A 25122-nucleotide genomic window follows, 5' to 3' on the forward strand; every position below is an offset into this window, starting at 1 on the left:
ATTACGCTTTTCGGTTATTATTTTTATTGTTATTGTTGTTACTATTTTTCTGATTGGTGAAATTTTTATTGCTGTTCGCATTTCCGCCATTCTTTTGTTTGCTGCCAAATTGTGTTTTGTTGGACTGCTTTTTGTTCACCCGCATTAGATCGGTTGTATTTGAAAGCTCCTCATCTGTTTTCAGCAGGTTAATTTTACCTCCGGACAGTTCATACAGGTGTTCAAAAATAACTTCATCCTTCACACTATCCTTATTCCAGCTCAGGTAGGACTTTTTCATGTGGTTGGCAATAACCATAATCAAAGCGTTTTTCAGCTCTCCTTCTTCCCATTTATTAGCAACATCAATCATGTACTTGATATTATTTCCGTAGAAACGATATTTCGGGAAATTCTGAGGATAGGCTAATCTGTCCGGCTTCTGATTCAATACTTCTTTATTCGGAATCGGATACGGCGAATCTACATCCAGTGTAAAATCGGACATTATAAAAAGCTGATCCCATAATTTATGCTGGAAATCCGGCACATCTCTCAGGTGCGGGTTCAAACTTCCCATTACCGTAATGATATATTTTGCCGCTTTGTTTCGTTCGTCCCTGTCTTCAATTACCGTTGCCTGGTTGATCAGTTTCTGCAAATGACGTCCGTATTCCGGAATAATCAAATGCGGGCGCTCGGCATTGTATTCAAGAAAACCAATAGCTTCTTCTGGGCTGTACTTCATTCTTTTTTGAATTTATAAAGAAATAATTCCTTCAATTTTTGATAGTTCAAGATACTTATCAATCACGCTTTGTGCGCTGTTCATTGTAACATTAATGGACACACTGGTATATTTTCCCGTTTTGGATTGACTCGTTTGTATAACGGCTCCTACTCCGTCGAAAGATTTCTCTATTATCGCCACTTTTTCAGTATCGGTAGGGACAATAAATTTAAACAAATATTCTGAAGGCCAAAGTGTTGAATTGGTTAATTCTTCTTTAAGTCTGTGGTAAAATTCTTCTGTTTTCTTATCCATCTTCATACAAAATAAAAGCAAATATACATTAGAGTTATGAATTATGAAGCATCAAACTGGATAAATCCGATAACTCTGAAATTATAAATTAAAAACTATTCTTTTGATTAAACAAAAAAATGTAAATTTGCGCCTTATTTTTAAAAAGTGAATAAGGAAATTGTTGTTATAATTGGAGGACCGGGTTCGGGGAAAACCACACTTATTGATGGTTTAACGGATAGAGGATATACTTGTTATCCTGAAATTTCCCGTGAGGTAACTTTAGAGGCCCGTAAACAGGGAATTGAACAACTCTTCCTGGAAAGACCGCTGCTTTTCAGCGAATTACTGCTGGAAGGAAGAAAAAAACAATTTGTCAGTGCAACCAATGAAGCAGCTGAGATTGTTTTTCTAGACCGCGGTATTCCCGATGTACTGGCTTATATGCACTACATTGGCGATGCTTATCCCGCTTTTTTCGACAACGCCTGCAAAGAACACAAATATTCCAAAATTTTCATTCTTCCACCCTGGGAAGACATTTACATCAGCGACGATGCGCGCTATGAAAACTACGAACAGGCTGTTTTAATCCACGAACACCTTGTAGAAACCTATGAAAAATACGGCTACAATCTAATCGAAGTGCCAAAAGACACTGTAGATAGCAGAATTCTTTTTATATTAGACAAACTTTCAAAATAATTACGAATCAGGCACGGCAATACTTTCCGGTATTGACGCAGCAGGACTCCTAACATTTATTTGATGTCTGAAGCTCTAAAAACTCTTCAAAAATATTGGAAGTACGACAGTTTTCGGGATCCTCAGGACATGATTATTCAGTCTGTCCTTGACGGAAAAGATACGTTTGCACTATTGCCAACCGGAGGCGGAAAATCGATTTGCTTTCAGGTTCCGGGCGTTATGCTGCCGGGCATCTGCCTTGTTATTTCCCCTTTAGTGGCCCTGATGAAGGACCAGGTACAAAACCTGCAAAAAAGAAACATTAAAGCAATTGCCCTAACCGGCGGAATTTCGTCCGATGAAATTATCGACCTGTTAGACAACTGCCAGTTTGGAAACTACAAATTCCTGTATGTTTCTCCGGAACGACTGCAATCGGACTGGATTATCGAAAGAATCAAAGGACTGCCAATTAACCTGATTGCCATTGACGAAGCGCATTGTGTTTCCCAATGGGGACATGATTTTCGCCCGGCCTATCTTAAAATTGCAACTTTAAAAAGTTTTTTTCCAAAAGTTCCTTTCCTGGCACTGACCGCATCGGCAACCGAACGCGTACAGGAAGACATCTGTAAAGAACTGCTCCTGGACAATCCCGTTCTTTTTAAAAAATCCTTTGTCCGGGAAAATATCGCCTATATGGTCTTTGAGGCCGAAGACAAATTACACCGGATAACCCAGATGCTGACCAAAAATCCGGGGCCATCCATTATTTACGTCCGCAACAGGAAATCCTGCCACGATATAGCCGCACAGCTCACCTCGCTGGGATTCCGTACCGCTTTTTATCACGGCGGATTATCCACCAAGGACAAGGAACGGCAAATGCAGCTCTGGATGGAAGAAAGCGCACAGGTGATTATTGCCACCAATGCTTTCGGAATGGGCATTGACAAGCCCAACGTTAAAACGGTAATCCACGTTCAGCTGCCCGAAAATCTTGAAAATTATTACCAGGAGGCCGGAAGAGCCGGAAGAAACGGTGAAAAAGCGTTTGCGGTTACCCTGATCGCACCTTCCGACATTGGCACCACCAAAAACCAGTTTATAGAAGTACTGCCGGACAAAACTTTTTTAAAGGAAGTCTATATCAAGCTCAACAATTATTTCCAGATTGCATACGGCGAAGGCTTTAACGATTCCTTTTCGTTCAATCTGAATCATTTTTGCCTGCATTATAAATTCCCGGTTTTAAAAACCTTTAACGCCCTACAGTTTTTAGACCGCCAGGGCGTGATTACCTTATCGGCGACTTTCTCCGAAAAAGTGACCATCCAGTTCCTGTTACCCAGCAAGGAAATCATCCGGTATATCAGCCTGAACAGTGCAGACGAAGCGGTTATTGTTGCTGTTTTGCGGAATTATCCGGGTGTTTACGACATGGAAACCCCTATTAACAGCAGTTTGATCGCCCGTAAGGCAGGCACCTCTGAAGATACCGTTTTTCAGATTTTAAAGCGTTTACACGAAAAAGAAATCATCAGCTTTAACAGCCAGGCAAACGACAGCCAGCTCACTTTTAACGAAGTACGGGAAGACAGCCTTACCATTAACAGGCTTTCCAAGTTTTTAGAAAAGCAAAACGACCTGAAAATTGCCCAATTTGAAGCGGTTGTTGCCTATATGACCGATAAAAAACTATGCAAGAGCCGTTTTATTTTAAACTATTTCGGCGAGCAAAACACTATCGATTGCGGCAGCTGCTCCGTTTGCATCACCAGAAAGAAAGCTCCGTCCGATCCTGTAGCCACCGCAAAGGAGATCGTGGCGCTTTTAAAAAATAGTCCGCTAACGTCAAGAGAAATTGAAAACAGGCTTAATTTAACGCCGGAGGAAACTATATTTGCAATTCAGCTGCTACTGGAATACAACAGCATTACCCTAAACACTAAAAATCAATACCTTTTAAAATAATGAATACGCTACGAATCGTTTTTATGGGAACTCCCGATTTTGCAGTCGGAATTCTGGACACTATATATCAAAACAATTATGAAATTGCCGCTGTAATCACAGCTCCGGACAAACCTGCCGGACGCGGGCAAAAATTAAAATATTCTGCCGTAAAGGAATATGCATTAGCAAAAAACCTTCCGATACTGCAGCCGACAAATTTAAAGGACCCGTCTTTTTTAAGCGAATTAAAAAGTCTGAATGCCAACCTGCAGATTGTGGTGGCTTTCCGGATGCTGCCGGAAGCAGTATGGAAAATGCCAAGCCAGGGGACTTTTAACCTTCATGCCTCCCTGCTGCCGGAATACCGTGGTGCTGCCCCGATTAACTGGGCAATCATTAACGGTGAAACCAAAACCGGAGTGACTACTTTTTTCATTGATGATAAAATCGATACCGGTGCTATGATTTTAAGTTCCGAAACCGAAATTGAACCCAATGAAACTGCCGGCGAACTGCACGACAGGCTGATGCACCTGGGAAGCGACACCGTGATCCGGACTTTACAGCAAATTGAAAAAGGCGACGTTACCACAACCATACAGGCCGAAAGCAGCGACATTAAAACCGCTTATAAACTCAATAAAGAAAACTGCAAAGTAGACTGGAGCAAAAAAGGAGAAGAAATTCACAACCTGGTAAGAGGTTTAAGCCCCTACCCGGCTGCCTGGTGTTTTATAAACGACAAAGAACAGGAATGGAACGTAAAGCTTTATGAGACTTCTTTTGAAGCGGCAAACCATGATTTTGCTGCCGGAAAGATTCTGGCAACAAAAAAAGATTTAAAGGTCGCTGTACAAAACGGTTACGTTCAGATTCACCAATTACAATTTCCCGGAAAGAAGCGAATGAAGACATCCGAACTCTTAAACGGAATTGTTTTTTCTGAAAACGCAATCGCTTCTTAAGTGGCGTAAACACTAATATTTGCAAAAATTTGAGAAAAACAACTAAGTTTATTAACAATCGTACTTAGTTATCAACATTTTACCGTAAAAACAGTCAAAAGACTTGTGTAATTGGGAAATCCACATAATTTTGTAAGACAATTAATTAATTTTAACCAAACAATTAATAACTAGAATTATGAACAAATCAGAATTAATCGATGCAATCGCTGCAGACGCAGGTATTACTAAAGCAGCTGCTAAATTAGCTTTAGAGTCTTTTTTAAATAATGTTGAAGGTACTTTAGCTAAAGGTGGAAGAGTATCTTTAGTAGGTTTTGGTTCTTGGTCAGTTTCTAAAAGAGCTGCAAGAGAGGGAAGAAATCCTCAAACAGGAAAAACGATCAAAATTGCAGCTAAAAATGTTGTAAAATTCAAAGCTGGTGCTGAATTAGAAGGTTCTGTAAACAAATAATAATTTGTTAGACAAAAATAATAAAACCTCTCGTTGAGAGGTTTTTTTTATGCATTAAACGATTTTTTTTTGACCGATTCTATTTTTTTTGTTAAATTTAATTCTAAACTCTCAGGAAATGATTTCAATTAAGCCTCAAAAAGGAAATCTGCTCATTGCAGAGCCTTCAATTATAGGAGATCTTTCATTTAACAGATCCGTGATATTATTAGCCGACCACAACAGTGACGGTTCGGTAGGATTTATTTTAAACAAACCGCTGGGATATTCCATACAGGATTTAATCCCTGAAATCCATTCGAATTTTAAGATCTACAACGGCGGTCCGGTTGAGCAGGACAACCTGTATTTTATCCACAACGTTCCTGAATTAATTACCAACAGTATTGAAATTTCCAATGGAATCTATTGGGGCGGCGATTTCGAGTTAACCAAAGAACTGATCAACGCCGGAAAGATAAAAAAAGGGAATATCCGTTTTTTCCTGGGCTATACCGGTTGGGATATCCATCAACTGGAACACGAACTTGAAGAAAATTCCTGGATTGTGAGTGAGAACAGTCACAAAAATAAAATCATTGGAAAATCCACTGTTCACTTCTGGAAAGAAAAAATCATGGAGCAGGGAGGCGATTACTTAATCTGGTCCAATGCTCCCGAAAATCCTGTATTAAATTAATTCAAACGGATAAAGGCGTTTAGCTTTTTAACCAAATCTGCTGAAAATCCTGTTTTATAGTCCTTTTTACGGTATTTCGTGATGGGCTGAACACCTTTTATCACATTCGTAAGAAACAACTCGTCTGCCTTCTGTAAATCGAAAGGAGAAATAGATTGTTCCACCACTTCCAGTCCTTCCATTTTTCGGGAAAGCGCCAGCACCTGTTTGCGCATGATACCGTTCAAACATCCGTCTGCAATGGGTGGTGTAATTAATTTGCCATCCATCAGCATAAAAAGATTTGCCTGCAGTGCTTCCACCACATTTTTCTCATCATTCATCACCAGGCAGTTTTCATAACCGTTTTCATAAGCAAAAATACTTCCGGTTATCTGCACCATCCTGTTCGTACTCTTTAAAGTCGAAAACAACTGCTTGGTCACATAGGCATCCTTAAACAATTCTACTTCATAAGCCGCAGCATCAAAAGCATACAGTGCATTTTCAAGCGGCTCGGCAGTAACAATAAAAGCCACTTCATTGGTTTTAGGCAGGTAAAAGCCGCCATTTTCCCGGAATACAGAAAAACGCACCCTGTAGGAAGCGGCCTGCTCTTTTGTTTTCAAAAGTTCCAGCACCTGTGTTTCAAAATATTCCATCGTAAAGTTCATCGGAAGATCCATACGAAGGATTCTTGTGGAAGCCATTAACCGAAAATAATGATCTTCCAGGAAAAGAATTTTATTATCTAATACTTTCAACGTTTCAAAAACGGCATCGCCATACAGAAAACCTCTGTTTTCCTGAATCTGAATCCCCGAATTTTCAACTATTAAACCATTATAATTAATCATAAAAAAAGCCCTGATTTTATTTCAGGGCAAATATACTTTATATAAACCGAAACTACACAGAACCGATTACATGTTTTAAATCGGAAATCTGATTTTCCCATAACAGCTTTGCTTCGTGCAAATCGCCATGTTCGGCAAAATCAACAACCATTAACGAAACGTCTTTTGTAATTTCATCTTCCAATATGCGCAACTCAAAATAATATTCGCTATCCTTATCATTATCATCAACCCAGCGGAACTTCACTTTCTCACCTGACTTTTTTGAAGCCAGCCGTGCTTTCTCCTCAGAATCATCCCAAATGAAGGTAAAAAACTCCCCTCTTGAGTTTACATTATCTGCAAACCATTCTGACAAACCGGAAGGCGTTGAAATATATTGATACAATAACTGGGGGGATGACATTATAGGAAATTCTAATTCGTATTTTACTTTACCTTCCATATATTAAATTTTTCGGAAATATATAGAATAATACATACAAAAAAAAAGAATTTCAGAAAAAATATTTTTTTTAAAAATATATTTGGAAGCTTCGAATTTAGTCTTATATTTGCACCCGCATTCAAGGATGTAACACGAAAGACGAAATGGCGAGGTAGCTCAGTTGGTTAGAGCGCAGGATTCATAACCCTGAGGTCACGGGTTCAACTCCCGTCCTCGCTACAAAAAAAATTCCGTAACACGCTTTTAATTAAGTAGTTACGGATTTTTTATTTAAAATTTTCCCGACATCTTCCCGACAATTTGATTTTACCTAATTTTCATTTATTGGTATATACTTTAATAATAAGCTAAATTTCAAATCACTCACCCTCTCTTCTTTGAGATTTATAAGCTCAAAAACATTAATACTCACATATTAAGGTGTTACATTTATTACTATTGAACCTTTATATCTGTTTTTTTTAAATCTTTAAACGCATATGTATAATTCAAATACAGCTCAATCGCAACTATTAAGTAAAATAGATAAGGATTAGTAATATAAAATAACATCGTATTTATTGATCACATAATTATTACAAATAAGATTAATTAAGTTTAAGAAAATTATAGAATATTTTACAATTAATACTTACAAAAATTTCCTAATTTGTAACCATAAATAATATACTATTATGAGAGAATTTATATATATGAATGGTAAAAAATCTGTTGAAATAGAGTATATAAAATCAGATCAAGAAGGAGTTGACGAGTTTATTGATTGTGATGTATATCTTGACAAGATCAAACATAAGTTTGACGAAGGAACTTCATATCAGAATAAATTAAACTTTGGAATAGAAAAAAAAAGAGACAAATACGCTGAATTCCTCAATAATCAGTTTGAAAATTTGATTGTGCTTACAGGTGCTGGTTCATCTGTGGGCATTGGAAAAGATATTCAGATTGGTGAAGACATTAAAGAACGAAAAGGGAGATTATTATCACATCTTTGGGATGATGTTAAAGAAGAAATATCAGAAGAAGTTCTTTATAAATTTTGCCAATTAGTAAAATATGAAGATAAATTCATTGAAAAAGAAGGGGAGGAAGAACAATATGTGAAAAACTTAGAAAAACTCCTCTCATTAGCTAATATTTCAAAAAATTACGTTGAACATAACCCAGCTGAAGGTGAAGACAAAATAGAGATAGAAACCATTATTGAAAAGATAGAAGAGATTATAAAAAGAAATTGTACTCTAAAATTACCAGATAATGCACCTCATACCCTTTTTATTGAAAAAATCACGAAACGTAAAGTAACACTTCCAAGAGCAAAAATTTTTACATTAAATTACGATACATTATTTGAACAAGCTGGACGGAAGAAAAACTTTACAATTATTGATGGGTTTTCTTTTTCTCTTCCAAGAACTTTTAGTGGTAGAAATTTTGAACTAGATATTGTATCACGAAACTTAAGTCGTGTAAAAGAAGAGGACAATTTTATCCAAAAAGTTTTTCACCTTTACAAACCACATGGTTCTATTGATTGGACTAGAGAAGACAATCAAATTACTCAAAAAGAAGAGCCTAAAAAATCATTAATGATTTATCCAAAGGACAGCAAATATGAGAGTTCTTATGAACAACCATACTTTGAAATGATGTCTCGTTTTCAACAAAACTTAAGAAATGAAAATACATTGTTAATTTGTATTGGTTTTAGTTTTAACGATAAACATATTGTGACTGCTATCATTGAAGCATTAGAACAAAATCCAGGATTTCAACTAATGGTAGTTAATAAAGGCATTGATAATTGGTCAAAATCTTTTAAACCAATTTTCGAAGCATCAAAAGTTCATAATAACATAGTGTTGATAGATGAAGTTTTTGACGAATTTGCAAAATACTATCCTGATTTAAAATCATACAACCAAGAAGATATTAAAAAGATTATTCTCAATGTAAACAATTAAAATATGAGTAATAATCCATTTAATCACAGTCATTTTATTGGTTATATAAACCAAGTTACACCCCAGTATGTAAAAGTTCATTTTCCATCATCAGTTTTAATGAAATCATTTATTTTCTATGGTGAAGAATTAAAAGGAGGTTTAGTTGGAAATTATGTAGTTATAGAAGGAGAAAAATATGGCTTTTTAGGTAAAATTCTAGAACTAAGTTTACCTGAAAAAGAGCGACTTGAGTTAAGTGAAAAGTCGTTTAATACTAAAGAATTTCATCCAACTGGAAAAATTGAAATACTACTCTCATTTGAACTTTTTGAGCCTGCTAATATTGATAAAGGATTAAATTCATTACCAATGATTGGAGCAAAAGTATTCATTTGTTCTTCTGAATTTATAAATGGATACTTTAAAGGTTTTGGAGTGAAAAAAGAGCATCGAGGAACAGCACCAGTAATTGAATTAGGGAGATTGACTTATGATAAATCAACAATAGTTGAACTATCACAACAAGCAATATTTGGACGGCATTGTGCAGTAGTTGGTACTACTGGAGGAGGAAAAAGCTATACAGTAAGTAAACTTTTGGAAGCATTAAAAATTAATAATAGTAAATCCATTTTAATCGACGCAACAGGAGAATATTCAAGTTTGAATGAAGATCCTAAAGTTTCAAATACAATTATTGCAACTTCATCTTTTTTCCCCTATTCAAAATTAACTATTGGAGACTTATTTGTTTTATTTAGACCTTCTGGTCAGGTGCAACAGCCTATTTTACTTGAAGCAATAAAATCATTAAAAATTGCTTACTGTTTATTAAGAGATAAAGACAAATTTCCACATACAATAGTTGAGCAACGAGTAACATTCAAAATAAAAGATAAAGATTTGATAATTGAAAATGGTTGTGTTGTTAAATCTGGAAATGAAACAAGACCATTTAACAATGCTCATTACATTTATAAAACAGAAATTGAAGATGATAATTCAAGTTTTTTTGACATAAATAAATTATCCCAGCAAATAATAAATGAATGTCATCAAATAAATGGAGATCGTTGGCAGAGTTTTCAAGACGCACGGAATTTTGGGAATAGTACTAGCTTAATTATGAGGATTAATAATACTATTAATGATTCTGATTTTAAAAAAATGTTTGGCTTTAATTCTATTGAAGATGAAGTAGATATAATAGAAATGATTGAAATTTTTCTAAAGGACAATGATAAATGTATATTAAGAATAGGCTTTGAAAATGTACCTTTTAATTTTCAATCCAGAGAGATTTTAGCAAACGCTATTGGTAAATATTTATTAAATAAGTCAAGAATAGACACATTCAAAGAAAAACCTTTAGTTTTATTTATTGATGAAGCACATCAATTTTTAAATAAAAAAGTTAAGGACGAATATTTTGAAACTACTGAATTAAGTTCGTTTGATAGTATAGCCAAAGAATGCAGAAAATATGGGTTATTCCTTTGCATTGCTACACAAATGCCTAGAGATATTCCAAATGGCACATTAAGTCAAATAGGAACTTTTATAGCACATAGATTAATCAATCATCAAGATAAAGAAGCAATTGCAAACGCTTGTTCTTCGGCTAATCGTGATACATTATCGTTTTTACCTGTATTAGGTTCGGGCGAGGCAATTTTAATGGGAGTTGATTTTCCAATGCCTGTGATGTTAAAAGTGGAAAAACCAATTATTAAACCAAAATCTGAAACACCCCTTTTTTAAGAATGGAAATACTATATGTGTATATTGATGACTATAAAATTTTAAAAGAAGCTAATGTCAATTTTGGAAGTGAATATTTCTTTAATTATTCAAAAGAAACTAATTTATTAACTTATAAAAAGAATGAAACCTTCATAGAGGGATTTTATAACATAGATTATAACAGCGAATCAAAAATCAAGAACCTATGTTATCTAGTAGGAAATAATGGAGCTGGCAAAAGTACTGTCTTAGAATTTATTAGAGAGAACTTTTCAAAAGGATTGAATATAAGAGACGAAACAATTGTAATTTACAAAAAAGAAAATGAGTTACATTGTATTTCAACGATAAAGTTTAAGCAAGAAGTAGCTTTAATAAAGCCTGATTTTACGGAGATTTTAAGTAAACCTGAAGATCAGATGGGTTTTGATTTCGGTTACGATAAAAGAGGATTAGAAGATTTAGACATTATTTTCTTTTCAAATATTTTTGACGGGAAAATAAGTAGTAAAAGAAAAGGATTGCATGATATTTCAACTAATTGTTTGGTTGTTGATGATCATGATTTTTATGTTAAACAAAAATTAATTGAAAAAGATACTGATACATTGTCAATTCATTTCTCTCAAGAAGTTTATAGACAATTTAATTTTTTGAGTTCAGAATTAAGAGAAAAGTTTCATCTTTTTAAGATTCCTGAATATCTCTTTTTGAAAGTTGAAATTAATTCTAAATCGATAGATAGTTTTGAATTTTCAGATAAAAAGACAAACCGTATCTATACATCATATAAAAGTGATCTACTCGGACATATTTTAGAATTAAAATCAGATATAAATGATTCATTAAAATGTTTCATTTCATTGATAGTTTTAAACTTAATTAAAGAAATATCATCTTCAAATCATCCAGAATCTGGTTTTGAAATGGATTTTTATCCAAATACAAGTCTTAATCAGGACAGTAACTTTGATCTTGTAATTCAAGAATATTTGAAATCAATTAAAAAGCAACTGGGGAAATTAATATATAGAATACCTAGAATTGAATCTCTTTTAGAAAAAAATGCAAGTCTAATTGAATTCATTTTTCAAAATAAAGAAAGTTTGATCAATTATTATCCTGATAAAAGCAAACCTCTTTTCTTTATCTCTATTAAATCAGAAGACACTATTAAGAATTTTTTCAAATTGTATAATGATTCAGTTACTATTAATCCATATGTATTTTTCAATTTTGAAGGATTCAGTTCTGGGGAACGATCAATTTTGAATATTTTTTCACGTTTTTATGATTTAGTTGTTCAAGATGAAAAATTTCAAAATCTTTCGAATGAAATTTTGATTTTAATGGACGAGCCAGATTTGTATCTTCATCCTACTTGGCAGAAAAAGTTGAATAAATTTTTGATTGAATTTCTACCAATAATTTTCAAAGAAAGAAATTTACAAATAATAATCACATCAAATTCTCCATTACCTTTAACAGACGTGCTTTCCAACAATGTTGTTTTTTTAAGATCTAATGAGAGTGGAGATGAAAAAGTAAAAAAACAAATTGAAATAAAAGATAACTTAGATAACTATATACCAACTTTTGGTCAAAATATTTATAGTCTTTTTAAAGAATCTTTTTTCTTAGAGCAAGGTCTAATGGGAGATTTTGTTAATCTAAAACTTAATGAATTGGCAGATTTTTTGAATAAAGACAATATAGAAAATGAGTTTTGGAAAAAAAATTCTTTGACTGTAATAAATAATATTGGAGAACCTATTATAAGAAATAGCTTTCGACAATTATATTTCAAAAAATATAATGATGAAATAGATAATGAAATTAAAAGATTGCAGGCAATAAAAAAGAAGTAAGAGATGATTTCAATAAATGAAAAGAAAGTATCTGATAGATTCAAAGATTTTGAAAAAAAAATTAACACCCTTGACAAAAAAGCAATTAGTGCATTAAAAAAACAAAAAGAGTGGTACAATTTAGATCCAAATCAACTTAAATGGATTAATAGTATAATTGAATTTATAGAAAGGGAAAAAATAGGGTTAATTGATATAAGTTTTGAAAAGCTTAAAGAGGTTGTTGATAAGTTTGAAACTGTTAAAAATGGTGATGTTTTGGTAGATAGACAAGTTCGGAAAAATAAAGCTAGAGTCATTAGAAAAAAATTTAAAGATGTAATTATTGACGCACTTAATTATGAAGATCTTAAAAATAAGCTTTTCAAAGAGTTTTTTTCTGAAATTGATATTAAAACTTGTGTTTATTGTAATTCACAATATGCAATAACAATAGAGAAAACAAAAAATGATTTTCAAGCTAGGTTTCAATTTGATCACATATATCCACAAGAAAAATATCCACATTTGTCAATTTCAATATTGAATTTAGTTCCATCTTGTTCAACTTGTAATAATGTAAAAAGCTCTAAAGAGTTGGAGTTTAAACCTTATACTGATGGTAAAACTTCAAAAGATTATGGTTTTGTTTTAGATAAAAAAAGTGTTATTAATTACTTTACTACTTTTAATAAAAGCATAATACAGTTTAATTTCACAGATTCAGATTATAATTCTCAATTGAATGATACTTCGCTTGAAAATAATTTTCAGATTAGTAAAATATATAATGAGCATAAAGACATTGCGGAAGAGATTATTTTGAATTCTTATGTCTATAATAATATTCATGCACAAGATTTAAAAGATTTTATTAAATCTAAAATGCCTAATAATAAGATTCCTTTTGAAAGATTATTTATAGGCAATTATTTGGATAATGATGATCTTTTAAGAAGACCAATGGCGAAGTTTACCAAAGATATTTTCGATGAAATTCAAATATTGAAGTCTGATATTGATAAAAAATTAAAAATCTGATGAAGTCTAAAAGAGGGAATTGTCATTTATGTGGTGAATTTAAAGAGCTTACTTTCGAACATATTCCACCAAAATCAGCAAATAACGATAGACCAATATTGATTCAAAAACATGAGCATTTATTTGATAAAAAAAGTTTTGTTTATGGAAAATCAATAAGAAGTAATCAAGGAGCTGGGGCGTATTGTTTTTGTGAAAGTTGTAACAATAATACAGGTACTTGGTATGCAAGGGATTTTTCATCATTTGTAAGTCAAACAATTTCTTATTTTCAAAGAGTTAAAAATATAAAAAGGCACAATCTAATTGAGCTCGATTTCAAACCATTGAATGTAATAAAACAAATTTTCACAATGTTTTTAGCTATTGATCATTCAGGATATTTGAGAGATGATAAAGAGCTTATTGATTTTATATTGAACAAAGAAAGTAAGTTCCATCCTAATAAATATCAAATCTATTTATATAATACATTTTCAAATAAAAAAAGATTATATGGAATTCAATGGAATAATTTTAATGGATATATGTGTACACATTCTGAAATTACGTTCAGTCCGTTCGGTTATTTTTTAGCGATTGACTCTCCTCCTCCAGTTAATACAATGACAAATATATCAGACTTTAGCAGTTTTGATTTTAATGAACAAAAAAAGTTCATTATGCCATTTATATATTTAAAAACTGACAAAATGTTCCTAGGTGAATATGAATAAAAACATGGATACAAATATTAGCGCGCGCACACTATTTCACTTTACAAGCAATAAAAACACATTGTTAAGCATTTTAAAGAATGGATTTTATGTAAGATATAGTCTTGAAAATTTTGAAAGTTTAATTAATGATAAAGCGGAAATAGTTTTTCCAATGACATGTTTTTGCGACATTCCTTTATCACAGGTTAAAAGGCATACAAGCACCTATGGTAAATATGCTATTGGATTGACAAAAAAATGGGGGATGAAAAATAAAATTAACCCAATAATATATACCTATCCAAATTCTGCGACTACTTCAATACTTAATGATGTTTTTGGGAATATTGAAAATTTTTTTGATATAGAAGAAGAGGAATTGAAGAAGTTCAAGCTTAATCGGAGTGCAGAAATTGTTTATGAGAGAATGAATGATAGAGAGAATAAATTTTCAAAAAGGGTTGAAGATGTGAATTCTAAATTATCTCATTTTATTCGTTACATAAAACCTTACGAAGGAAAGTTTTACAGAGATGGAAAGTATCTTGAAAACCTTGTAAGGTTTTATGATGAAAGAGAATGGAGGTTTACACCATCAAGAGAATTTTTATTCAGTAAAGGAATGAAGGATAGTTATAAAAGTGAGTATTTTATTGATCCTAGAAAAAGGAGAGCATTAAATATGAAGCTTGCAAAGCATATTAAACTTCATTTTGAACCAAATGATGTTAAATTTATTATAGTAAATCGCGATAGTGAAATTCCTGAAATGCTGAAAAATCTTGAAAATATTTTTGGAAAGACAGCCTCTTCAGATGATTTAAAATTACTTGGTACAAGATTAATTTCATTGGAACAGATTTTAGAAGATTTATAATCAAATAGACAATAAAATTGCTTTTAAAATTAAATGCTGAAAAAAATATTCTTGATCTATATGAAAATGGAATGATTTATATGAATACCATTGAGTATTTTAAGAAGATTGAGGGAATTGATAAGATTAAATTAATCTTTAAGATAAAAAGGGATTCTTTTTTTCTTAAACTGAATAGTTTTATATTCTTCTCCTAATACTGGGTTGTCAAATTGAATTAAAATTTGTTCAATTATTTCTTTGTTTTCAAAATTCCTTATGAAACAGATTCTTTTAGAGATAATTCTTTTATAATCAAATGTTTTAGTTTTTGATTGTTCTTCATCAATAAACGGAGATTTAAACCCTATATGAAATGGATAATTAACTTTCTTAAACACGAAATTATCTTTAAATGAGTTAACAACTTTCATGGTTAAAAAGGAATTATCTGTATCATTCTTTTTCTTTATCTCATCTACTGATACTAATTGTAATTCATTTAGGCTATCCAATTTTAATTCCCAAACTTGCTTTAAGTCATTGTTTTCGAAAGTAATTTCTCTATCAACTAAATTTTTCTTAGTTCTCTTTCCAAAATAGAAATTATTAAAGAAAAAAGCATTTGGGTATTTCCTATCAATTAAATAAGAATCTTCTTTGTCATAAACATATCTGGAAGGTGTAGATGTCACATATAAAACCTGATTATTTTTTTTAATGATTAAATATTGAATTTCAATTAGAGAATTCTCTTCCCCAGCTATATTGTTAGTCTCCTTAGTTAGTTCATTACCTAAAAATTCATTTTCTTGAGAATATAATTTTCTTATATATATATCATCAACTTCATCGATAGAAAAACAATCATTTGACTCATTATTGTTGTAATAAAATGCTCTTCCACAATTACAAAATGTAATTAGAACCAGAATTAGAATCGAAAAAAATAATAATCTACTTTTCATTATTTTAGTTTTTAAAACCATTATTGATTAAATATGAAGAAGGTTCAATTGTGAAATTTCTACCATAGGGAACTAAATGGAAAGAGTTACTAATTAACCAATGTATAAGGTGTTGACCGTCATAACCTATAGAATTATAATAAGCAAATGCTAAACCATAGCCATTATTTTCATTATTCGATTGAATATTGAATTTCCAGAGACTTTTATTGTAATATTTCTGATTAGTGTCCTTATAATCAACATTTGAGGTATTTAAACTATTACTTAATTCAAAAGAGTTTTGAGTAAATCCAGTAAATTTTTGATAAGAAAGCTCAAATTGATAAGATTTAAAAGAGGTTAATTGTCCATTGCCATGACTGTATGATAAAATACCTCCGCCTGTGTAATATCTATCTTTGCCATCCCCAGTTTTCGTATATTGGAAAGGAGTACCATCATTATAATATGAAAATTGAACACCTTCTCCAAATAAGAAATTTAAAAATCCTATTCTCTGAAAGCTTTTATTTCCATCTGTTGTAAAAGCGAAATTTGTTCCTAAGGAAGCAGAATAATTATAAGGATTTTGCAATGAAGGGATTGCAAAATCTGAAAAATATCTTAGAGGTACATTTCTAGTAAGATTAATATTTTCGGATTTATAGAATGAACTAAGTTTCCCTGTCGTTAATGTGAATGCGAGAATAGCATCTAATGTTAATTTTCTTGCATCAGGTCTGCTATCACTTCCTAAGCCACCATTATAAAATTGAATTTCAGTATTAGCTGAAGGATAGAGTTCATCTACTATCCATCTTCCAGCAATTCCAGCACTTGTTGAAATTCTAAAATTTAAAAAAGGTTCTTGATGTTTTGGGTATCTAAACTCAATTTTAGCTTTTACTGTAGCTCCATACTGAAATCGATTAATCAAAGTGCTAGATTGTGAGTGCAAAAAAAATGGAATAAAAAGAAACAAATAATAAACTTTTAATTTCATAATCTCAAAATTCATTTGTTTAACTTGTTGTTTTCAATTAACTATATTTTTAAGTATTCCGATAAACGAGATAAAGAAAAAATATATTTATGTCTTGATATTTAATAAATTAAATTTAATAAATCAAACAACACAAAGCAATATAAATACAAGAAATTAACTACAACAGAATAAACGTAATTGTTCTAATAAATAAAATGAACACTACTTGATCTGATAACAATATGAGTTTTCAAAGAATACCTTTTTTAAAATAAATATTAATCATATTTTTTTATTAAGTCAAGGTACAACTTTTCATAATTTTCATCATTATACAGAACTTTACTTTCATTGTAATATTTACCATGAGTTATTTTAAAAAAGTCTTCTGTAATTTCTTTTTGTAGAAAAATTTTGGGTATAACATCAAAAGTGCCTTTCTCAAAGTTATTGGATGCTATATACTCTAAATGTAAATTTAAATTGTCTTTGTTTACAATTTTAGCAATACCAAAATCAAAAACGCCGTAGTTGCCAATTGTTACACGATTAAAACTATCTATTTCTAAATTTTCATTTAGAATTTCAAACACATCAGTAAATGTTTTTGAAAGTTCATCCTCGAATTTTAATAACTCTTTAATATCTCTATAAATGCCAACAATTAGTAAAAGCGACCAGTTTAACAGCATTTCCTCATCCATATTAGTTCCCATAACATTTGAATATGAAAAATGAGTTTTCTTGCTCAAAAAAGCATAACTAGTAAGGTAATCCATTCATATCCATTTCGTTTTTATCACACCTTTCGAAGGACTTGATTTTTCTTTAAACATAAACGTCATGCTCCGCTCCGGTTTCTTTTTAACTACCAATTGCAGTATCCCTTTATTGAAGCCTTTGTTCCGATCTGTTTCAGACAATAATCGTTTATGTTTTTTGCTATATATTCAATGAACATTTCCCCGAAAGTTATCTTCATCATTCCGGCTGGCTTTTTTACCTGATGAAAGTCTTTTAGTTCCAGAGCTTTCTTTTTGCTCCTGCCCGATTGTAATTGCACGCTATTCATGTGTTTTTTATTGATTTTCGTAAAACTTTATATACCATTCTTAGGATAATTAATCCGGATACTTAGTATCTGACACCAACGTTGTCAATCTTATTTTTTGTTTTCGAACGAAATTTAGTCGCCTTTGCTTGCTGCAACGACCGTTTCGATAAATTCGTCCATCTGTTCGAGTTTTTCGTTTTCACCATTTTCTTCATATTGGACGCGCATCGAACGCAGGACATTCAGGAACTTTTCGAAAACATGTTCCCGGATGATCGGTGAATCGACTACTTTGTACAGACTGCGTAACATCCAGACACGGTTGTATTCCGTACGCGACATCACGACGTAAAAGCCCTGAGCCATTTCTACTGACCAATCGCGCAATTCAGTCAGAATTCGAGCTGCGCCAAATTGACCGGAAGCGATACTGTCAAAAAACGCCTCGATTTCTTCGAACAATCCGGCCGATGCTTCGTCATTTTGTTCCTTGAAAAATTCTTTGAGCGATTGTGCCGCGGTCTGCGCATTGATATAAACATTTCCGGACGGATAAATAAACCCAGAAAGGTCGATTTCGCCTCCGTAAATCCCGTCAATAAATATTGCAAGTCCCCGCAAGTGATGTCCGACGTCCTCATGGGACAGATATTCGCTATACCCTGGTAATACTTCCATAAATTTATCGAGAGCGGCGTTCCAATCTTCATGTTCCGCCCATCGCTCGATCAGGAAAACAGCACAGGTGCGTTCGATCATCTCGTGGTCCAGGTCGGCACTGGTGAGTGAATTGTTGCGGTAGCTGTCGAGGAAAAGATCGATTCCGCTGAAATAACCCTGGAGCGAATCACTTTTGAGTAATTCAAGTATTTGTTCTTTCATATATTCAGTTTAGGATAGTTTTCACTTATGTTGTAATCGAAGTACAACGCGTCGGGGTCGGTTTGTTTACCCTGAACTTCAGACGCGTTGTATTTTGATACCCTTAATTTTTTGTTTTTTTGACAATCTGTTCCATTAAAGCTTGCTGAAATTGCTCTTTCGGTAGTTCTTTTGGAATCGCAAACAATCCGTAGACAACATTACCGTACTTTATTCTGTCCGGAAAATCCTCTTCGAGGTCGATTATTGTACGTATTGTATAATTTTCGTCAAGTAGAAACGGCAACTGTCCGTCATAGATCTTTGCAATCCTGATTCCATCACTTTTCGTACCCATCGCTTTCGACATGTGTTCGGCGATTGCATTGCCTCCGTACATACTGTTCATGTTAACGAGTACGAAATTTTTGTCTACAGCCAGATCGAAACGCATCAGTTCGTAATTCGATTCATCCGGTTTTGGAAGCTTGAGCTGGTACTCCGAAGATTTAACCAAACTGTCGTTCGAATCCCAAACCGAAATTTTATAATTACCTGTCGGAACTTGCTGAATAAGCGATTCGTCCGGTTTGATTTTACTGTCGATGGTGTATATTTTCTCCAGTTTCCCGTCGGCCATTATTTGTTCAAAAGTCACGGATCGCAATTCTGTTCCCGTATTCATGAATTTAATAGCCTGAGTTGGCCCGGTGCTTCCGTTTTGAATATAATAAATTACATAGGCGATGGCTATTAAAGCGATAAACGCCAGGCAGCCGATTTTAAAAAATTTTTTCATAATTTTCGAAGTAAGTCACGTTCCCATTCTGCATCAATGGGCGTATTAAAATGTTTTTGTGTTATATAAGTATTTCTTGTGTAACCTGAGACGTCTGAGTCGCCTGAAACGAGTTTCCATCTGTCGTAATCGATTTCCGTTGGGATATAACGTGCGATTAGTTTTGGTTCGCCGTTAATTTGTGCCAGTATAAAACAATCGTCCAACGTCATATCTTTCGGATTGGCGGCCGACAGGTAGCATACCCATATTTCTTTGTAATGACGATGGTCATACTGTACGATTTCATACAGGTAACGCGGTTTTGGTTGTTCGTTTTCAGATGTCCGGACTTTTTCCCACCCGAAATCGATTTCGCTATAATAACCCCTTGTTAAATCCGTCATCGCGTGTAATTGGTCCTTCATGGAAGTGTCGTTAGAGCGCAAGGCTTTGGCTTCGATTTTGATGAAATCTTCTAAAAAATTACTGGCGCTATCCATTTTGGTGCGCCTGTCGTTTTTGTGATATTCATAAAAAGCCCATTGGTCTTTAAGTACTTCGTTCAACACGTTCCAGCCTTGTCTTTGCGACAAGTCGATCGCATATTGCCACGAGGCTTCCACAAGGTCCAAACGTTTTGCAAGACCCGCCCAATAGGCCGCAGCTATCAAGGCGTTCCAGCAGGATTCGGCATCGTTGTATTCTTCATCAAAACGCTTTGCAGCCATCCAGTGGTGCTCTCCTGCGTATTGTTTGCCTTCGATCAGGCTTGTAGCTTCATACAGCGGATGGCTGGCTACTTCTTCTGGCAAAAAACCTTCATGATCACGAGCTGAATTGATCGAGAGGCTCACGCCCCACATCATGCTTTTAGATTCACCATAGTGGTATTCATATTTTTTGAAGCCCATCTCATCGCAGTCCAATCCCAGCGGCATGCGCGCATACTTCCAAAGATGCCAATACTGCTTTTCCATTTGAGTTTTATTCTTAGGCTCCAGATCGTAAGCCCGTTCCGTGAGCGCACTACGCACGTATGCATTCCAGATACCATAGTCTTCCTCCTGGAATTCGGGTAGGAATTTCTTGTCGGCAATTAACTGAGCGAAAAGATCGAACGCTTTTTTGTGTTCGGGCGTGTCGTAATAATGGTTCCAGAAATCACAGAAAAAAACGTCACGGTTTTTCTTTGCTTTTTTAAAACGCTCCTGATTTTCCTCATCCAACAGATAGGACTTGAGAAAATCGAGGTCCCCTTCTCCCAGATAATCAAAAAGCGGTTTCGACTGACTGATCGCGACATCCAGGTTAGATTTTAAAGCTTTGATTGCGGTAGCGGTTTCCATCAGTTTTAGGTATGCCATTGGAATCATCGCTTTTAGGTTGGGGGCCTGGGTGATGGCAGCCACATCACTGTAAAACCCGGTATAAACCTTTACCACGGGTTCGTCTTTCAAAGACGTCATACGAGGCGAAAGCGACACCGCTAAGGTGCTGCCGGATGCCGGTTCGAACGCAAAAGGAGCCAGAAACCAGAATCCGTTTTCAAACATGCGCATCTGTTTGAGCAGACTTCCCCTCCTGTTGAATTCGATTTTTAATGCCTCCCGGGTTTCCTGTCCTTCATACAGGCGACTTAGGTTGGCTTGTAAGCTATTTAACTGTATCATTTTTAGGTCGATTGGTGGAATTGACGCAGTAAACGCGTCTTTGGCGAATAGTACAGGTTGTACGAACCATAGACTTCATCGTCGTAAAGTGTAGCGATGTATTCCATCACCTCGCCGTTTTCATCTTTAAAGATGTCGAGCGAATAATCGGTTTTGCGCACATTATCCTTTTCGTAGGTGGTTTGATCCCAAATAGGTTCCCCTCCCATGTAAATGCTTTCGCTTTTTACCGATTTGTCGACTTCGAAATAGATCGGTTCCTCTTTGTATCCGTAAAAATTGTCCTCCATTTCATCGGCACACCATTTGAGAAACTTCTCATCGAAATCCGAGATCGGGGTTTCGCTGTACGATACAATTTCGTATTTGTTGTCAGCGGTAAGCCTGAAATCGGCATAATCCAGAAAAACCGGCGTCACGATAAAATGGAACACAAGACCGGTGAATTCCGGTTTTATAAAATGCCCCGGAATACTGTATTGCGGCAACAGGATTTGCTGTTCGAAATGTTCAGGCTCGGCAAGGACGTCTGCGGGTTTCGGAAAAGAGACGATTATTTTACTCAGGTCTTCCGGCTGGGCAACCTGCCTAAGTCCGATGGGTTTTGATCTTGCCATTACTTTGATTGTAAATTGTTACCGGATATGCTTTGAAGCGCTTGTCTGACTTCGTGCACGAGTTTTGCATTCTGCTCTTTTTCGCCTTTGAGTAATATCAATTTCAAAATGGCAACCAGGATAATCCCCGGAATAAGAGCAATCAGACCACCCAAACCGGCAGCGATTTTATGTCCCGGCAAAAACGCAAGCGGTTCGATATTGTTGTAACCCATATACGCACCGATCGCCAAAAACAAAAGCAGCACCGAATATGTGATCATGTTACCCATTTTGGATGATTCGCTCACATCGAGTTTCAAGACATCCCGAGTTGATTTTTCCCATTTCAAACCGACAGCGGCTCCTATTTTGTTGCCTTGGCGCACTTTTATTTCGTGTGACCAATTTTTGTCCGCATCCGTGAAATCATCAGCAGAAATGGCGTAGGACAAACCGAATTTAGATTGAAGTATTGATTTTATGTCGTTTGCTGCTTGCTTCAACGCTGTGTTTGTGTTTGCGTTGGGATCTATTTTATAAGTAATATTTTCCATGTTTTCAGGAGCTTATTTATGCTTTCGGTTTTATTTTTTTCGGAGTTAGCAGTTTCGCAATTTCGGCGTCGTTCCAATGTTCGGCTACCTCTTTTGCGGTGATTCCGGGAGAAAGCGGTCCCAGACCTTTGGTACTTCCGACAGAAGTGTCAAGACCGGCTTTAACCAGGATTTTAGCCATTTCGGCAGGTCCGCCAATATCGCCCAGGTAATGCCCGGCTGTCCATCCGTTTTCGTCGACTGCATTTATGTCCTGTTCCGGGTGGAGTTTGAAAAAGGCTTTCAACCCGTCGAGGCGTTTGCTGCGTGCGATATAATGCAAGGACGCGATTCCTTCATTGTTCTTAATTTCAAAAGACGCGTCTTTTTTGGCCAATGCCGTCATCACTTCAGGCTCTCCTACAGAACACGCCATGATCATTGGCGTATTGCCGTTGTTACCACGGGCGTTTACGTCTGCACCTTTTTTGATCAAATATTGGGCAAGATAGATGCATTCCACATAGTTGCGATGCTGGGTTGGTCCCCAAGAATATCCGGAGATGTCGTATTGATCCATAAGCGAAAGCACACGTCCCTTTTCGTTTGCCCCGCCATTGAACGGTTTTATATAGCGGAAACAGCCATTGTCTATCTGGTATTTCACGTGTATACCGGAATTTGTTCCTTCAGATTCCCAATGTTCCACTTTGGCTTGTCCCATACGCAGCAAAACGTTGAGTAAAGGTGAAAATCCGAAATCATCCAGAGAATTTACGTCTGCACCGGCGTCGACAAGTCGCCATCCTATCGCATAACTACCAAAAGAAGCAGCTACGTTCAAGGCCGTTTTCTGTTCCTGATCTCTGGCTTCGATCGGGGCTTTTTTGATTTCAGGCAGGTCGAGTATTTCGAAAAAGTTGTTTGCCGCAGCGACGTGTAGTACCGTTCCGAGGCTGGAAGTCACCACGTCGAGTTTAGCGCCGTTGTCAATTAGATCCCGTACGACATTTAGGTGTTTGTAAGCTGCCGCTAAGTGGATCGGATAAAACGATTGGTTGTCGGCCACGTTCGGATTAGCGCCGTGTTTGAGCAAAAGCTGTACGATTTCGCGATGGCCGTTTGCCGCCGCGCAATGCAAAGCGCCTGAATTTGGTCCCATGGCACTTGCATCTGCCCCTTTGGCGAGCATTTGCTTTACAGTTTCCAGATCACCCGCTTCAGAGGCGATTACGAGTTCTTTGTTCATATCCATATTTGTTTTTTGATTGGTTTGGTTGTTCAAATGGAAGCCCCGGACAGCATTTTTATCCGAGGCCTGAAAAAGTAAGATGTATTTGAAATTATTTTGCCACAGTAGCTTTTGCTGCTTCGTACATTAACTTAACATCATCAGTACTGTAATCCGTGAATTGGTCAGGAGATTGGTCGTGGCTCATTCCTTCCTGTATAACAACGGAAGACTGGCCGGTGGTTACGCCATAAGTGAATGCCAGTTTACCTTCATTGTTCTGTTTCACAAAACCGGTCGGGTCTTCGGTCACGAATTTGTCAAAGCCAGGATTCATTTCCTTATCGCCTGTCATTTCCTTGATTAGTCCTACCGATTCTTCAGCATTTCCTTCGCGGATCGAAAAAGTCAGCTTGAACAATTTTCCGCCGTACACGAAGATTTCACCTTCTGTAGTGCTTTTAATAACTTTTGCATCTTTCGGAGCTTTTGTCACAACAGGAATTCCGTAGCTGCTCAAATCAAGATCGACGAATTCAGCGAATACCAGCGGTTTTTCAGGAGCAGCGGTTTCTTCTGTTGCAGCTGCTGCACCTTCAGATTTGCTACCGTTGCAGCTGTAAGTCGTGATGGCAAGCGTCGCGATGGCTGCCAAAAGAAGGGATTTTTTGTTCTTCATGTTTATTATTATAGTTTTATTGGTTTCGGGTAAGCTTTTTTAAAATGAATGCGGGAATCTTTATGCGAATCGTGCCTGAACAATAGCAGCTATTGTTAATTGAATAAAAATCTATCGGGCGTTAAAAATTACCCTTAACAAAAATAGGAAAACTCCTATAACAAAATGCAATGAAAATGTGAAATATTTATTTAATCCTTAACAGCAATAAGCTGAATATGACAAATCCGAAAATTTACCATCACATTCATTATTATTAATAAAATGTAAGGTTTCTTTTTCCTTCTCTTTATTTCTACATTTCTACATCTAAAGAATTCAGAAATTTCCTGCGGAAAATACAATATAAAATTAATTCAGCAAAATAGTTGTATGTAAAAAGCAAACCGCTGCTAATCCGCCGATATACGTTTACAAAACAATCAGCTTCTTTTTTCAGGAAAAATTTTAGCTGCCTTTTAATTTATCACTTTGTTAATTTTCACTGAACCTTAAAATTCTTTTAAAAATCCAACACAACATGCTAATTACCTACAATTTGTAATAACAAAATGTTATAAATAAATGATGATTTTTATCATTTGTTTAATCATAAATTAACCTTAAAATAACGA

The 25122-nt window shown here is 34.9% G+C and carries 26 protein-coding genes and 1 tRNA gene; 12 read left to right on the plus strand and 15 right to left on the minus strand.

Annotated elements, in window-relative coordinates; translation table 11 throughout:
• Position 1: 1 nt before the first annotated feature.
• Together BGO42_RS17235 and BGO42_RS17240 are read right to left on the minus strand one after the other, a co-directional pair.
• Complete coding sequence (locus BGO42_RS17235) at positions 2–727, minus strand: DUF4290 domain-containing protein (protein ID WP_177736020.1); 726 nt, start codon at positions 725–727, stop codon at positions 2–4.
• A gap of 12 nt (positions 728–739) precedes the next feature.
• Positions 740–1024 (minus strand): DUF493 family protein, encoded by a 285-nt coding sequence (locus BGO42_RS17240; protein WP_177736467.1) that lies wholly within the window; start codon positions 1022–1024, stop codon positions 740–742.
• A gap of 147 nt (positions 1025–1171) precedes the next feature.
• On the opposite strand from BGO42_RS17240, the gene BGO42_RS17245 reads away from it, so the two are divergent.
• The 5 genes from BGO42_RS17245 (at position 1172) to BGO42_RS17265 (ending at position 5747) form a co-directional block, all read left to right on the plus strand.
• Positions 1172–1711: an AAA family ATPase gene (locus BGO42_RS17245; protein WP_177736022.1), complete on the plus strand. Its 540-nt coding sequence runs from the start codon at positions 1172–1174 to the stop codon at positions 1709–1711.
• A gap of 63 nt (positions 1712–1774) precedes the next feature.
• Positions 1775–3667, plus strand: a complete 1893-nt coding sequence (locus BGO42_RS17250) for a RecQ family ATP-dependent DNA helicase (RefSeq protein WP_273243943.1) — start codon at positions 1775–1777, stop codon at positions 3665–3667.
• Complete coding sequence (gene fmt / locus BGO42_RS17255; protein WP_273243944.1) at positions 3667–4614, plus strand: methionyl-tRNA formyltransferase; 948 nt, start codon at positions 3667–3669, stop codon at positions 4612–4614. Before BGO42_RS17250 ends, fmt begins: the two co-directional genes overlap by 1 nt.
• Positions 4615–4792: 178 nt before the next feature.
• Positions 4793–5068: an HU family DNA-binding protein gene (locus BGO42_RS17260; protein WP_136402359.1), complete on the plus strand. Its 276-nt coding sequence runs from the start codon at positions 4793–4795 to the stop codon at positions 5066–5068.
• A 118-nt stretch (positions 5069–5186) separates the two neighbouring features.
• Positions 5187–5747, plus strand: a complete 561-nt coding sequence (locus BGO42_RS17265) for a YqgE/AlgH family protein (RefSeq protein WP_177736029.1) — start codon at positions 5187–5189, stop codon at positions 5745–5747.
• Here the strand turns inward: BGO42_RS17265 and BGO42_RS17270 are convergent.
• Together BGO42_RS17270 and BGO42_RS17275 are read right to left on the minus strand one after the other, a co-directional pair.
• A complete protein-coding gene (locus BGO42_RS17270) occupies positions 5744–6583 on the minus strand; it encodes an aminotransferase class IV (protein WP_273243948.1) in 840 nt (279 codons plus the stop codon). The two genes, BGO42_RS17265 and BGO42_RS17270, sit on opposite strands and share 4 nt — an antisense overlap.
• A gap of 52 nt (positions 6584–6635) precedes the next feature.
• Positions 6636–7028 (minus strand): START-like domain-containing protein, encoded by a 393-nt coding sequence (locus tag BGO42_RS17275; protein ID WP_177736033.1) that lies wholly within the window; start codon positions 7026–7028, stop codon positions 6636–6638.
• 148 nt (positions 7029–7176) lie between these two features.
• Between BGO42_RS17275 and BGO42_RS17280 the strand changes: the two genes are divergently transcribed.
• The 7 genes from BGO42_RS17280 to BGO42_RS17310 all read left to right on the plus strand — a co-directional run bounded on the left by BGO42_RS17280 (position 7177) and on the right by BGO42_RS17310 (position 15186).
• Positions 7177–7250, plus strand: a tRNA-Met gene (locus BGO42_RS17280).
• A 455-nt stretch (positions 7251–7705) separates the two neighbouring features.
• On the plus strand, positions 7706–8998 hold the full coding sequence (locus BGO42_RS17285; RefSeq protein ID WP_273243951.1) for an SIR2 family protein: 1293 nt from the start codon (positions 7706–7708) through the stop codon (positions 8996–8998).
• A 3-nt stretch (positions 8999–9001) separates the two neighbouring features.
• The gene (locus tag BGO42_RS17290; RefSeq protein ID WP_273243952.1) at positions 9002–10741 is read left to right on the plus strand and encodes an ATP-binding protein; all 1740 of its coding nucleotides are present in this window, start codon (positions 9002–9004) and stop codon (positions 10739–10741) included.
• 2 nt (positions 10742–10743) lie between these two features.
• Entirely contained in the window at positions 10744–12591 is a 1848-nt protein-coding gene (locus BGO42_RS17295) for an AAA family ATPase (RefSeq protein ID WP_273243954.1), read from the plus strand.
• A gap of 3 nt (positions 12592–12594) precedes the next feature.
• Positions 12595–13611 (plus strand): HNH endonuclease, encoded by a 1017-nt coding sequence (locus tag BGO42_RS17300; RefSeq protein ID WP_273243956.1) that lies wholly within the window; start codon positions 12595–12597, stop codon positions 13609–13611.
• Positions 13611–14327, plus strand: a complete 717-nt coding sequence (locus BGO42_RS17305; protein WP_273243958.1) for a hypothetical protein — start codon at positions 13611–13613, stop codon at positions 14325–14327. Before BGO42_RS17300 ends, BGO42_RS17305 begins: the two co-directional genes overlap by 1 nt.
• A gap of 4 nt (positions 14328–14331) precedes the next feature.
• Positions 14332–15186, plus strand: a complete 855-nt coding sequence (locus BGO42_RS17310; protein ID WP_286749589.1) for an abortive infection system antitoxin AbiGi family protein — start codon at positions 14332–14334, stop codon at positions 15184–15186.
• 131 nt (positions 15187–15317) lie between these two features.
• On the opposite strand, the gene BGO42_RS17315 is transcribed toward BGO42_RS17310, so the two are convergent.
• From BGO42_RS17315 to BGO42_RS17365, 11 genes are all read right to left on the minus strand, one after another.
• Positions 15318–16133 carry a hypothetical protein gene (locus tag BGO42_RS17315; protein WP_273243962.1) on the minus strand — a complete coding sequence of 272 codons (816 nt, stop codon included), beginning with the start codon at positions 16131–16133 and terminating at the stop codon, positions 15318–15320.
• A 4-nt stretch (positions 16134–16137) separates the two neighbouring features.
• The gene (locus BGO42_RS17320) at positions 16138–17133 is read right to left on the minus strand and encodes a hypothetical protein (protein ID WP_273243964.1); all 996 of its coding nucleotides are present in this window, start codon (positions 17131–17133) and stop codon (positions 16138–16140) included.
• A gap of 245 nt (positions 17134–17378) precedes the next feature.
• Positions 17379–17879: a hypothetical protein gene (locus BGO42_RS17325; RefSeq protein ID WP_273243966.1), complete on the minus strand. Its 501-nt coding sequence runs from the start codon at positions 17877–17879 to the stop codon at positions 17379–17381.
• 89 nt (positions 17880–17968) lie between these two features.
• On the minus strand, positions 17969–18172 hold the full coding sequence (locus BGO42_RS17330) for a hypothetical protein (RefSeq protein ID WP_273243968.1): 204 nt from the start codon (positions 18170–18172) through the stop codon (positions 17969–17971).
• A gap of 114 nt (positions 18173–18286) precedes the next feature.
• Positions 18287–19036 carry a hypothetical protein gene (locus BGO42_RS17335; protein WP_273243970.1) on the minus strand — a complete coding sequence of 250 codons (750 nt, stop codon included), beginning with the start codon at positions 19034–19036 and terminating at the stop codon, positions 18287–18289.
• Between the two features lie 103 nt (positions 19037–19139).
• Positions 19140–19814, minus strand: a complete 675-nt coding sequence (locus tag BGO42_RS17340; RefSeq protein ID WP_177736036.1) for a hypothetical protein — start codon at positions 19812–19814, stop codon at positions 19140–19142.
• Positions 19811–21466: a hypothetical protein gene (locus tag BGO42_RS17345; protein WP_273243972.1), complete on the minus strand. Its 1656-nt coding sequence runs from the start codon at positions 21464–21466 to the stop codon at positions 19811–19813. The genes BGO42_RS17340 and BGO42_RS17345 overlap by 4 nt, the downstream gene beginning before the upstream one ends.
• Positions 21467–21468: 2 nt before the next feature.
• Positions 21469–22083, minus strand: a complete 615-nt coding sequence (locus BGO42_RS17350; protein WP_273243974.1) for a hypothetical protein — start codon at positions 22081–22083, stop codon at positions 21469–21471.
• Positions 22083–22619 carry a hypothetical protein gene (locus tag BGO42_RS17355; protein WP_273243976.1) on the minus strand — a complete coding sequence of 179 codons (537 nt, stop codon included), beginning with the start codon at positions 22617–22619 and terminating at the stop codon, positions 22083–22085. The genes BGO42_RS17350 and BGO42_RS17355 overlap by 1 nt, the downstream gene beginning before the upstream one ends.
• A 16-nt stretch (positions 22620–22635) precedes the next feature.
• Positions 22636–23847, minus strand: a complete 1212-nt coding sequence (locus BGO42_RS17360; RefSeq protein ID WP_273243978.1) for an ankyrin repeat domain-containing protein — start codon at positions 23845–23847, stop codon at positions 22636–22638.
• 94 nt (positions 23848–23941) lie between these two features.
• Positions 23942–24508: a hypothetical protein gene (locus tag BGO42_RS17365; RefSeq protein WP_273243980.1), complete on the minus strand. Its 567-nt coding sequence runs from the start codon at positions 24506–24508 to the stop codon at positions 23942–23944.
• Between the last annotated feature and the right edge of the window lie 614 nt (positions 24509–25122).

The sequence above is a fragment of the Flavobacterium sp. 40-81 genome (assembly GCF_001898245.1).
In the GTDB taxonomy this organism is placed as follows: domain Bacteria; phylum Bacteroidota; class Bacteroidia; order Flavobacteriales; family Flavobacteriaceae; genus Flavobacterium; species Flavobacterium inviolabile.